This is a genomic window from Shewanella sp. 553, from assembly GCF_059338375.1.
This window is the reverse complement of sequence record NZ_CM181701.1, coordinates 2,540,680-2,553,728: the sequence shown is the minus strand read 5'-3', so window position 1 is coordinate 2,553,728 and position 13,049 is coordinate 2,540,680. Positions and strand designations below refer to the sequence as shown.

Below are 13,049 nucleotides of genomic sequence, written 5' to 3'. Positions count from 1 at the left end.
CTGATGGACCATTTTTGAAGGGAAATTATTATGTATAAGACACTATTACTTGGCTCAACATTGGCAGGAATGACCTTAGTCAGTGCGGGCGTGCAAGCCGAAGATTCGGTATTTGTTGGCCATCTTGCTGATATGTCAGGCCCCACAGCGTTTGTGGGCAAGCCTTACGCCGATGGCGTGCGTGATGCGCTGGCGTATATCAATGCCAATGGCGGTATCGACGGCACCACGCTGGAATATGAAACCATAGATTATGCTTACAAGGTGCCGCAGGCTATCGCCTCCTATAAAAAGTGGTTGTCGCGTGAAAATATGGTGGCGATGCAAGGCTGGGGCACGGCCGATACCGAAGCGTTGATCTCTTTTGCCGCTAAAGATGAACTGCCGATCTTCTCGGCTTCCTATTCGGGGCATCTCACCGATCCGCAAGGTAAAAACCCCAATACCAAAAAGCCTGCGCCGTATAACTTCTTCTATGGCGCGTCTTATTCTGATGCATGTCGTGGCTTGGTGCAGTGGGCCGCAGAGGATTGGCAAGCAAAAGGTGGGCAGGGCAAGCCAAAGTTCACCCACATTGGTGCCAACCATCCGTTCCCTAACGCCCCTAAAGAGGCGTGCGCCGAATACGCCACCGAGCTTGGCTTTGATGTACAGCCGCCGGTGGTGATCTCGATGAAACCCGGTGACTTTAAAGCGCAATGTTTAAGCCTTAAAAGTTCGGGGACCAATTATGGCTATATCGGCAACTTAGGCGGTTCGGTGCAGTCGTTAATCAAGTCGTGCGACACGGTCGGCACCGATATTCAGTTTATGTCTAATATTTGGGGCGGCGACAAGTTGGTATTTCAGGCGGCGGGTGAAGGGGTGAAAAACTATATCTTCCCTACCATGACCCCGTTTTGGGGCGATGAGGTACCGGGCATGGCGCTGGTTCGTGAGATCTCAAAAATGTCCGATGCTAGCGGTCAAGAACCTCGTCTACACCACTATATTCGCGGTGTTTGCTCCACCTACTTTATGAAAGAGTCGATGCAGTGGGCTAAGGCCAATGGCGGGATTACTGGGCCTAACGTTAAAAAAGGCATGTATGTGCAGCAAAACTGGGTGCCTAAAGGGCTTGAAGGCGTCTGCTTAGCGGCGACGTGGACACCTGATGATCACCGCGGCATTAATCAGGTCAACATCTACAAAGGCAACTATAACGGTGGAGACATTAAGGTTGAGAAGGTCAACCAAGTCACGCTTGAGCGCCGCGTTGATTGGTTAGGTTATTAATTACCCATTTCGGCCTAGCATGGTATTACAGCCTGCTAGGCCATCACCTATCGCCCTGGAGTTGTTATGACACAAGCAGTGCAGTTAAAGCCAGAAAGCCCCATTCTCTCTATTAATAATATCGAAGTGGTGTATGACGATGTCATTCAGGTGCTTCGCGGCGTCAGTATCGATGTGCCACAAGGCGAAATCGTCACCCTACTTGGCCCTAATGGCGCAGGTAAATCGACCACCTTGAAGGCGATATCTGGATTACTAAAGACCGAAAACGGTGAGGTGTCTCGTGGTGACATCCATTTTATGGGCGAGCGAATCGATACCCAAAACGCTTCGGATGTGGTGCGCTCAGGCCTATTTCAGGTGATGGAAGGTCGGCGGATCATTGAAGATATGAGCGTGATTGAAAATTTAAAGTTAGGCGCCTATACCCGTCATGACGGTCAAGTTAATCAAGACATTGAGATGGTGTTTAACTACTTTCCACGCCTAAAAGAGCGCACCGGGCTCGCCGGATACCTGTCGGGCGGCGAGCAGCAAATGCTGGCCATCGGCCGCGCGTTAATGGCGCGCCCTAAGATGATCTGTCTCGATGAACCCTCGATGGGCCTATCGCCACTGCTGGTTAAAGAGGTGTTTGGCATTATTGAGAAGATCAATCGCGAGCAGGGGATCACCATGCTGCTGGTAGAGCAAAATGCTAACTACGCCTTAAAGGCTGCCAATTACGGCTATATCATGGAGTCGGGCAAGATAGTGCTCGATGGCAGTAAGGCGCAGCTGCTCAATAACGAAGACGTAAAAGAGTTTTATCTGGGGGGCGGTAATGAAACCCGCAAAAGTTTTAAAAATTTAAAGTCGTATAAACGCCGTAAACGCTGGTTGTAACAGGAGCCGACATGAGCCATTTTTATCACCCACTGGAAGGGCAAAGCGCTACCGTTCGCGAAGACTACCTTATGTCGGCGCTGGCCGAGCAGCTGAGCTTTGCTAAAAATCACTGCAACTATTATGCGATGCGGTTAGCCGACATCGATGTTAGCCAAATCAATAGCCGGGCTGCGTTAGCGACGCTGCCCATCACCCGTAAGGCCGATCTGATTGAATTGCAGGCCGCGAAGCCGTCTTTTGCCGGCATGACCCCCACGCATCATCATGTGGGGCGTATATTTCAATCACCGGGCCCAATTCATGAGCCCGAATGTGATGGCCATGATTGGTGGCGCATGGGACAAGCGTTTTTTGCTGCGGGTTTTCGTCAGGGCGATCGGGTGCAAAATTGTCTCTCTTATCATTTAACTCCTGGCGGCTTTATGATGGACTCGGGCGCTAAGGCCTGTGGTTGCAGCGTGATCCCCGCAGGTCCCGGGCAGACAGAGCAGCAACTGGCCTTGATTGGCACCTTAAAGCCCAATGGCTATTGCGGCACACCCTCATTTTTAAATATCTTGCTCGAAAAAGCGCAGCAGTTGGATGGCGATGTCTCGTCAATCACTAAGGCGCTGGTCTCTGGCGAGGCGTTAACGGCGCCGCTCAAAGCCCGCTTTGCCGAGGCGGGCATTACCGTTAAGCAGGCTTATGCGACTGCTGATCTGGGGCTTATCGCCTTTGAAAGTGTCAGCGATGACGGCTTAGTGGTCGCCGAAGATATTATTGTCGAAATTGTGCGCCCAGGTACGCAAACTCCTGTTGTCGATGGTGAAGTTGGCGAGGTGGTGGTCACCAGCTTTAATCGCGATTATCCGCTGATCCGCTTTGCCACCGGGGATTTGTCAGCCTTCATGGGTGGGGAAAGTCGCTGCGGGCGCACCAATATGCGCATTAAAGGCTGGATGGGCCGCGCCGATCAAACCTGTAAAGTGAAAGGCTTGTTTGTGCACCCAGAACAAGTTGAGCGTATTCGCCGTCGTCATAGCCAGCTTGCTAAAGTACGGCTAGTGATCGCGAGCAGTAACCACAACGATACTATGTGTTTACTGTGTGAAGTGGATGAGCCGCAGCGATCGCAACTGGATATTGCCGCCATTAGCGCCTCTATTCGAGCCGAAACCCAGCTCAGTGGCGAGGTGGTTTTGGTTGCCACAGGGACATTAGCCAATGATGGCGTGGTGATTGAGGATAAAAGATAGCGTTTTGATGTCGTGCTAAAAAGTAGTGCTTAGAATGAGCGATGATACTCAGTCGATTATGTACTTAAGTGTAATGCCTAGCCTTGAATGAGGCTGGGCATTTTTGTGTTTGTTTGAGTCGTGGCTGGTGGTTGGCTGATGGAGTTTTGTTTAGCTGATGCGATGGGTTTATTGTCAGCATAAGCAATCTTTCCAATAGCTAGGTGTAACCATTTGTTAACATTTACAGATCTCTAGCATAGGTCTACTATTTATTGATAATTCGTTTTACCTTAGTTTTTATGATAGGTGTTTCAAATTTACGTAGTCGTAAGTGCCGAAAACGGTTGTAAATAGCGTGAGATGTATCGTGGCGTTTGCAGGTGGATACTCGAGTAAGTAACTCTAAATATAAACAATATAATGGAGATAGCTTTATGAAGTTGACAAAATTAGCAAGTGCAGTGATGGCATTAAGTGTTGGCCTTTCAACCTCGGCAGTTGCTGATGATGAGCGTTACATCATCCAAGTAGAAAATGGAGGCAAGGGTGTTGTAAAGGCGCTTGCTAAGCAATTAGGGGCTCAGATCCACGTTGATGGCGATGGTTTTGTCGCTGCGACATTTACGGGCAGAGATTTAGCTCAAGTGAGAGGATTGTTCAATAATCCACATGTAAAATGGGTCGAAGTGGATCAACGTCGTTACCTTATGGGTTTTAGTGATGATGTGGGTGATCCTATGACCCAGCAATTGACTCCTTATGCTATTTATCAATCTCAAGCCGACCAGGTAAGCTTTAATGCTGCTGCCGGTATGAAGGTGTGTGTTATCGACTCGGGCTTAGATGCCTCTAATCCTGACTTCGTTTGGAATAATATCACCGGTGACAACGATTCCGGTACCGGCAACTGGAATGAAAATGGTGGCCCACATGGCACCCATGTTGCTGGAACCATAGGGGCTGCCGATAACAATATTGGTGTGTTGGGCATGGCGCCAGGGGTCGATATGCACATTATCAAGGTGTTTAATGCTACAGGCTGGGGCTACTCCTCAGATTTAGCCCATGCAACCAATTTATGTAGTGCCGCGGGAGCTAACATCATCAGTATGAGTTTAGGTGGCGGCGGTGCTAATGCGACCGAGTCGAATGCATTCCAAACATTTGTTGATGCTGGCGGTTTAGTCGTTGCTGCGGCCGGTAACGACGGTAATAATGTGCGTTCATATCCTGCGGGTTACTCATCTGTGATGATGGTGGGGGCTAACGATGCAAATAACAATATTGCCGATTTTTCACAATTCCCATCGTGTACATCGGGTCGTGGTAAGCGCGTGAGGACAGATGAAAACACCTGTGTAGAAGTGACTGCGGGTGGTGTGGATACGTTATCGACTTACCCTGCGAATATGGCGACAGCCTCTTATTTGTCGGCAGATGGTGTTGTTGTGGCGAGCAGCGCGATGGAGAACGCTGGGGCTGTCTCTGGTAATACTTACTTTATGGGGACGGCGCAAACGCCAGATCCCAGTGCCAACGGTAACATCTGTGTCATTGACCGTGGAGTGATCTCATTTCATGACAAAGTCGCGAACTGCGAAAGCTCGGGTGGTATCGGTGCGATCATTATTAACAACGAGCCCGGCATGTTATACGCCACATTAGGCACAGTTAATAACACCTCTATTGCTGCAGTCGGTGCAGCGCAAGAAGATAGGGCGGTGTTAGTTGCAGCCAATACGGCCAGCATCGATATTGGTGCTTCTGATTATGGGTTTATGAGTGGTACTTCTATGGCAACGCCTGCAGTATCGGGGATTGCTGCATTGGTATGGTCTAATCATAACCAATGTACAGGTAGTGAGATCCGTCAAGCGCTTAAAGCCACGGCACTTGATGCTGGCGCAACGGGTAAAGATGTTTACTTTGGATACGGTATAGTTCAAGCCGCTGCTGCGGATGCTTATCTAACGGCAAATGGTTGCGCCGGCGGTGGTAATGGCGGAGATAACGGCGGTGGCACTGGTGATTTCTCCATCTCTGCAACAAGTTATAAGAGTAAAGGTGTTAACAAGGTTGACTTAACCTTTAGCGGTGCAGCGGGTGCCAGTGTGGATGTTTATCGTGATGAGAGCTTGATTACAACAACGTCTGCGAGTACCACCTACACTGATACTATTAGTAGTAAGGGAGGCGGAAGCTACACTTATAAGGCATGTGATGCAGGCACTTCAACTTGCACTGCAGATGTGATTATTGTTTTCTGAGCCAGCTTTCTAAAAGCAGTTTTTAAAAACGCCTAGATCATTCTAGGCGTTTTTATTGGCTATTGATTGCTAATAATGCGAGCTAATTGTGCTCAATATCACTTAGCAGACTTAATAAAGTCGATGATTTGATCGAATGGAATATCTTGCTTTTCACCTGTGCGGCGGTTCTTATATTCGAATACACCGCTGTCGATGTTGCGATCGCCAATCACGATAACGTGTGGCAGACCGATAAGCTCCATATCGGCAAACATTACGCCAGGGCGCTCTTTACGGTCGTCAAACAGCACTTCGATACCGGCATCGTTAAGGTCTTGATATAGCTGCTCAGCCATATCCTTAACGCGGTGAGATTTGTGCATGTTCATTGGCAAGATGCCTACTTTGAACGGTGCAATCGCATCTGGCCAGATAATGCCGCGATCATCGTTGTTTTGCTCAATTGCCGCCGCCACCATGCGGCTTACGCCCACACCGTAACAACCCATCAGTAAGGTTTTTGACTTGCCGTTTTCGTCTAGTACGTTAGCGCCCATCGACTCTGAGTAGTTCGTACCTAACTGGAAGATATGACCCACTTCGATGCCGCGCAGTAGTCCGATAGTGCCCTTGCCACATGGGCTCGCTTCACCTTCGATGACGTTACGTAGGTCGGCAACGGGGGCTTCCGGTAGGTCGCGCTCCCAGTTAATGCCCACATAGTGCTTACCATCTTGGTTAGCGCCAGCGGCAAAATCACTCATGATGTTAACGCTGTGGTCAATATAGACTGGAATATTAAGCCCGACAGGACCTAGTGATCCAGGGCCTGCACCCAGTGCTTTGCGGATATCGGCTTCATCGGCCATCTCAAATGGAGCCAATACGGCGTCAAGCTTCTCAACTTTCACTTCGTTAAGCTCATGGTCGCCACGAATGATCACGGCAACTAACGGCGCTTCTTCGGTTGCACCTTTAACAATAATGGTCTTAACGGTTTTTTCGATAGCGATGCCGTGCTGTGAGACGAGTTCTTCAATGGTCTTAGCATTAGGCGTATCGATAATGCTCATTTCAACCGTTGCTGCGCCGCGTGGCTCAGTTGGGATTGGCGCTTCTGCTTTTTCGATGTTAGCGGCGTAATCACTCTCAGTTGAGTAAGCTATTAAGTCTTCACCGCTGTTGGCTAATACGTGGAACTCATGTGACATGCTGCCACCGATAGAGCCGGTATCAGCAAGTACTGGGCGGAAAGCCAGACCCATACGGCCTAGGATGTTGCTATAGGCGGTGTACATCGCCTCATAGGTTTCATCCATGGTTTGTTGGTCTAAATGGAAAGAGTAAGCGTCTTTCATCAAGAATTCACGCGAGCGCATCACACCAAAACGTGGACGTACTTCATCGCGGAATTTAGTTTGAATTTGGTAAAGGTTAAGTGGTAACTGCTTGTATGAGTTAACTTCTTTACGAACGATGTCGGTGATCACTTCTTCATGGGTCGGGCCTAAGACGAAGTCACGGTTGTGACGGTCTTGAAAGCGCAATAGCTCAGGACCAAATTTTTCCCAACGACCGGTTTCAACCCACAGATCAGCCGGTTGTACCATGGGCATTAAGATCTCAACAGCACCTGCATTGTTCATCTCTTCACGCACAATCGCTTCAATCTTACGCAGTACACGTAAGCCTGTCGGCAACCAGCTGTAAAGACCTGATGCGTTACGACGGATCATTCCCGCACGTAGCATTAATTGATGACTTACCACCTCAGCGTTTGCTGGGGTCTCTTTTTGTGTTGACAGCAGGTACTTGCTAACTCGCATTGCCAATATCCAGTTATGTAGTGAAATAGGTCGACATTTTAGCACCCTGTGTGTTGATGTCACCTAGTTTGTTTGAGCACTGGCAGCGAAAACGGGCTGGTTGTGAATGATTGGCTTAATTTGATCATTAACCGTCGTTAGAGTGCTTTTTTGCGGTTGTTTTGTTGTTCCTACTTTAACCGACGTTATTTGCGTATAACAGCTATCTGTAATGAGTCAGTCGCGATTTGAGTCATGCCGTGTTTAGAAAAGCATGTTTGTGCTGTAGATTTGTGAAGCCCAATAAGGGATAGTCGTTAGTGGTATTGGCCTCGAGTCTTACGGGCATATCAAGCTGCTCGCGGCTCTTTTTATGGCAAATTTAAATAAACCCAGAGTTAGGTGATTTTTAAGTGTGTATTTGACATCAGTCGGTTAACCTGTATTGATAAAATATCACGCATTCTATTTGCCTTAATTTCTCTAAATATTAGTAGCATCTTGCTAATAGTGCGTCTTGCTGGGTTATTCATTGCGGTGATAGAGACCTATATTAACTCATGCTTAACTATAAAAAGGATACTGAGTTTTGGACATTCGATTAGCGACCAGTGACGATTTACCGCGTTTTTTTGTTTATCTGGCCAAGCAACTTAAAGAGAATGGCGCCGATGACAGTGTGCCATTTCTACCATTGTCGGTGGCCGAGTCGCAGCTTAATGATGAGATGCGTGCCCGTTTCACACAAGGAATAGACAAGCCGTTGCAACAAGGTGGTTGGCGTCGTCTGTTGTTGGCTTTTGATAATGAGCAGGTTGTGGGGCATATCGATATTCGTCCTCATCAAGAGCCGCATACGCCGCATCGAGTGTTACTCGGCATGGGCGTCGATAAGTCGTGTCGTGGACAGGGGCTTGGTAGCCAATTACTTAATAGCATGTTTGTGTGGGCGGCGCTGCACACCGACTGTGAGGTGATTGATTTATGGTTGCTGACGGAGAATCAGTCTGCTTACAAACTGTATCAACGTCATGACTTTATTCAATGTGCGCAGATTAATGATATGTATCGCATCGATGGTCGCTCTCTTGGGTATACCATGATGTCGCGCCGCATCTGTAGTTAACTCGGTGTTGGTCATGGGGGACAATGATGGACACATTGTATGATAATTGACTGCGTTTTCCCTTGGATGCTGAATGGTAAAAATAGCACTAATGTGCCTATTCATGCTGTTTGTCGCCATTATTGCACATCATTGGCCAACGCCTGATAACCCATTAATGAGCATCGTTAGCCAAGATCTGTTTAATGAAAATAGGCTAGCAACGGCAAGTTTAATCAAGTGTTGCTCTGTGCAGTATTTGCTTTACATTTTCGCCCCATCCAACCCAATCAATTTACATCTCTAGTGTTTTCCACTGATTTTTTCGTCAAGAGTAAATTAAACTTGTACTACCAGTGTTAAAATGACGTGGGTTTCGCTATAAATAGTGTTTTTTTCTTTTGTTGTTTTATTACGTGTGCGAGAATGCCCGCCAAGATTGAGGTGGTTTTTCAGTCTCTAATCGCACACTAAATTTAGCGACTAAATGGCTTTATTTATCCCTGTCCCTTAGTTTCATTAAACATCAGATTAGCATCCAATATGAATTCATATTCACTCAAGAAAAAAATATTGTTATCGGTTGTACTTGCCCTTGCGGTTGTTATTGCACTGCTATCATGGCGCAGCTATTCCACCCAAAAAGCCTTGTTACTGCAAAGCAGTGTCGCTCAGGTGAGTGAATCTGGCGAGCAACAGGCGATGCGCATTAAAGAGTGGTTAGCCGATCGTCAACGTGTCATCGCATCGGTCGCGACGAAAGTTGAGGGCGATACGCTAAATGCGCTGCAACAAGCACAAGCCTCTGGCGATTTTCAGTTAACCTATTTTGGCAGTAACACTGGTGTCATGGTTGACTCCGATCCGAGTATCGACCGCACAGGGTACGATCCTCGCGCTCGTCCTTGGTATGAGCAAGCGCAACAAGCGCGCGGCGCCATTATTACCAAGCCATATTTAGATGTGGCCTTCAATGTATTAGTGGTAACCATAGCCCAGCCGACACGCAATGGTGTGGTAGGGGGCGATGTATCGATTGCCAGCTTGGTCGAAAGTGTCAACAATATGTCACTGCCGGCCAACGGTTACGCCATCATGATGCACAAAGATGGCACTGTGATAGCCCATAAAGATCCCAGTAAGTTGATGGGCAAGGTGACAGATGTCGATGATGAGTTGAGTCAGCGCTTGTCTGAAATGAGTCGTCAAACAGGGCAATTAGCGCCCGCCTATTTTGAGGCTGAAGGACGCGATAAACTGCTTTGGGCTGTTGAGATCCCCACTACCGATTGGCAGTTGGTGTTTGTTCTCGATAAAGAGACGTTAGAAGCCCCATTGAGCAACTTGATGCTAACTCAGTTAGGTTTAGCTGCACTAGCCTTAATCATCAGTGTGTTAGCTATTTCTTGGCTATTAAGTCTGTTACTGGGGCCATTAAGCCGCGTATCACAAGCGCTGTCACGTATTGCCGATGGTAATGGTGATTTAACCCAGCGCATCGAGGTGGACAGCCAAGATGAAGTGGGCGTTCTGGCCGACAGCTTTAACCGTTTTGTCAGTAGTCAGCATGAGCTAATCAGTCATATTCGTCAGCTCGCTATTGAGCTTGATGCTGACGCCGAGCAGAGCTTAGTCACTAACCAATCGAGTGTCGATGAGCTGCAACGCCAGCAGCAAGAAGTGTCTATGGTCGCCACGGCGGTCACCGAAATGTCGAGCGCGACTCATGAAATTGCCGCCAATGCTGAAAGTACCGCCGCCGCGGCGCAGCAGTCGGCGCAAAGCAGTACTCAGGGTAAAGGGTTGGTGGATCAAACCCGCACAACCATTAATGCACTGGCATCAGAAGTTGACGAGGCAACCACTGTGATTGGTGAGTTAAGTCGACACGCTCAAGCGATTTCAAGCATCTTAACCACGATTCAAGGGATCGCAGAGCAGACCAACTTATTGGCGTTAAATGCGGCGATTGAAGCGGCGCGCGCTGGTGAGCAAGGGCGAGGTTTTGCGGTAGTGGCTGACGAAGTGCGGGTGTTATCTCGCCGTACCCAAGATTCTACCGAAGAGATCTATACCACAATCGAAACCTTACAAAATACCACCAAGCAGGCGGTTAGTTTGATGGACAGCAGTAAGGGACTGGCCAATAACAGTGTCAATGATGTTAATGCGGCCGCGCAAGCACTTGAGGAGATCACTCAAGCGGTGAATGTGATTTCTGATATGGCAGGCCAAATTGCCACTGCCGCAGAAGAGCAGACGCAGGTGACCAACGAGATCACTCAAAATACGGTTGCGATAAAAGATGTTACCGATGAGATCACCTCATCAGCCAGAACCCATTTAACTCAGGCAAAAATACTCAAAGATCGGGCAACCGATTTGAGCGAGAAGGTCGCGACGTTTATTTTGTAAGCGTCAGACGACATGTCATCAATGGGGTTGCCAACGAGCGTCCGGGCATAACCTAAAAAAGCCAACCTGCATGCAGGTTGGCTTTTTGTTTGGTCGCTATTTTTACGCATACCGCTAAGGTTTAGTCTTCGTTTTAGTCTTAGTCAGCTTGCCTTGCTCTTTGAGTGACTGATGAACCTTGCCTGCAACTTAATACACGGCTATCCATCAGGCTTAGGCGCAGCTTACCGACTCACGGTTAATGTCTTGATAGAGTTCTTGATACATGAGTTCACGCATTTTGAACTTCTGGATTTTCCCCGTCACTGTCATTGGGTATTGCTCGACAAATTTGATGTACCTTGGCACCTTGAAGTAGGCTATTTTCTCGGTTAAGAAATGGCGGATCGCCGCCTCATCAATTTGAGCGCGTGGCTGCACTTTAATCCACACGCACACCTCTTCACCGTATTTGTCACTTTGCACCCCAAATACGGCCGCATCTTGTACATCGGGATGACTATAAAGCTTCTCTTCAATTTCGCGCGGGTAGATATTTTCGCCGCCGCGAATGATCATATCTTTAATCCGCCCGACAATTTTAACGTATCCTTCGCTGTCCATTTCGCCAATATCGCCAGAGTGTAACCAACCGTCATTGTCTATGGTGGCCGCGGTTTTTTCAGCATCATTCCAATAACACTGCATCACCCCGTAGCCGCGGCTGCACACTTCACCAGGCTGGCCTATAGGCACGAGTTCGCCAAATTCGTCGACTATTTTAACCTGAGTATGGGCCAGAGCGCGGCCTACCGTGGTGACCCGCTTCTCTACCGAAGAGTCGATTTCGGTCATGTTGTTAATTGGGCTGCATTCGGTTTGGCCGTAACCAATAAGCACTTGCTCCATATACATCAGGCTTTGTACTCGGCGCATCACCTCTTCGGGGCAGGTGGCGCCAGCCATGACGCCGGTGCGCAGCGAACTTAAATCAAACTGATTAAATTCTGGGTGCTCAAGCTGAGCGATAAACATGGTCGGTACCCCATGCAGGGCGGTGCACTTTTCTGCTTCAACCACCTGCAAGGTGGTGAGCGGATCGAATGAGTCGCTTGGAAATATCGCCGCCGCACCTTTGCTGATGCACGATAAGTTACCCAGCACCATCCCAAAACAGTGATATAAGGGCACTGGGATGCACAACTTGTCATCGGCGCTCAGCTGCATGGCGTTAGCCACCAAGAGGCCATTGTTGAGAATATTATGATGACTCAAGGTCGCGCCTTTAGGATTGCCAGTGGTGCCTGAGGTAAATTGAATATTAATGGCATCAAAGGGCGAGAGCCCTTGCGCGACGGCATTGAGTTGTATCTTGTCAGCGCTGCTCAGTGGGCGCTTAACGTGGTCGAAATTGAGCATGCCGGGGGAGGCGTCGTGCCCCATGCGGATCACACATTCTAACGAGGGTAACTGCGCCGCGGTGAGTTGCCCCGGTTGACAGTCGTGTAACTCGGGCGCTAATTGATACAGCATCTCGAGGTAGTTACTCGACTTAAATTTTTCGGCGCAGATAATCGCGCGGCAGCCGACATTATTGAGGGCATACTGCAGCTCTTCGGGGCGATAGGCAGGATTGATGCACACCATAATGGCGCCAATTTTGGCGGTGGCAAATTGGGTTAAACACCATTCAATATTATTGGGTGACCAGATACCAACGCGATCGCCTGGTTGGATACCGATAGCCAGCAGGCCAGCCGCCAATTCATCTATCTGTGCTTGATATTCTTGGTAACTCCAGCGGATCCCTTGGTGATGCATCACAATGGCGAGTTTATCTGGGTAACGCTTTACGATGTCATCGAAATAGTGGCCTATGGTGCGCTCTATTAACGGCGAGCTAGTGTGGCCGTCATATTGGCTGAGGGTAAGCGGAAAAGTGTTGTTGTTTGCAAATGTCGGTACGGCAGACATGAGGCCTCCATGCATAACAGTGTTCTGAGTGATTAGGTCAACACACTACCCAATGCTGGTAAGACGCCACAAGCACATTTTGGCATTTATAGACTAAAGCACTAATAGCCTGTTAGGTGATAAATAGGGCTGCAGCTTA

General features: G+C 48.5%; 8 protein-coding genes. 6 read left to right on the top strand and 2 right to left on the bottom strand.

The window, feature by feature from the left end; all coding sequences use genetic code 11:
• The first annotated feature begins 30 nt into the window (after positions 1-30).
• From AC5YBZ_RS11370 to AC5YBZ_RS11355, 4 genes are all read left to right on the top strand, one after another.
• Positions 31-1,275 (top strand): ABC transporter substrate-binding protein, encoded by a 1,245-nt coding sequence (locus tag AC5YBZ_RS11370; protein ID WP_494521368.1) that lies wholly within the window; start codon positions 31-33, stop codon positions 1,273-1,275.
• A 66-nt stretch (positions 1,276-1,341) separates the two neighbouring features.
• Positions 1,342-2,160 (top strand): ABC transporter ATP-binding protein, encoded by an 819-nt coding sequence (locus AC5YBZ_RS11365; protein WP_110458636.1) that lies wholly within the window; start codon positions 1,342-1,344, stop codon positions 2,158-2,160.
• Positions 2,161-2,171: 11 nt separating this feature from the next.
• Positions 2,172-3,401, top strand: coding sequence for a phenylacetate--CoA ligase family protein (locus AC5YBZ_RS11360; RefSeq protein WP_494542920.1), 1,230 nt, complete (start codon positions 2,172-2,174; stop codon positions 3,399-3,401).
• 416 nt (positions 3,402-3,817) lie between these two features.
• Positions 3,818-5,650: a S8 family serine peptidase gene (locus tag AC5YBZ_RS11355; RefSeq protein WP_494521370.1), complete on the top strand. Its 1,833-nt coding sequence runs from the start codon at positions 3,818-3,820 to the stop codon at positions 5,648-5,650.
• A gap of 98 nt (positions 5,651-5,748) precedes the next feature.
• Here AC5YBZ_RS11355 and AC5YBZ_RS11350 read toward each other — a convergent pair whose 3' ends face one another.
• On the bottom strand, positions 5,749-7,458 hold the full coding sequence (locus AC5YBZ_RS11350; RefSeq protein ID WP_494521371.1) for a proline--tRNA ligase: 1,710 nt from the start codon (positions 7,456-7,458) through the stop codon (positions 5,749-5,751).
• Positions 7,459-8,026: 568 nt separating this feature from the next.
• Between AC5YBZ_RS11350 and AC5YBZ_RS11345 the strand changes: the two genes are divergently transcribed.
• The gene (locus tag AC5YBZ_RS11345; protein WP_475514355.1) at positions 8,027-8,563 is read left to right on the top strand and encodes a GNAT family N-acetyltransferase; all 537 of its coding nucleotides are present in this window, start codon (positions 8,027-8,029) and stop codon (positions 8,561-8,563) included.
• 522 nt (positions 8,564-9,085) lie between these two features.
• Complete coding sequence (locus AC5YBZ_RS11340; protein WP_494542919.1) at positions 9,086-10,957, top strand: methyl-accepting chemotaxis protein; 1,872 nt, start codon at positions 9,086-9,088, stop codon at positions 10,955-10,957.
• 213 nt (positions 10,958-11,170) lie between these two features.
• Here the strand turns inward: AC5YBZ_RS11340 and AC5YBZ_RS11335 are convergent, their stop codons facing one another.
• Positions 11,171-12,910, bottom strand: coding sequence for an AMP-binding protein (locus tag AC5YBZ_RS11335; RefSeq protein ID WP_494521373.1), 1,740 nt, complete (start codon positions 12,908-12,910; stop codon positions 11,171-11,173).
• Positions 12,911-13,049: the final 139 nt, after the last annotated feature.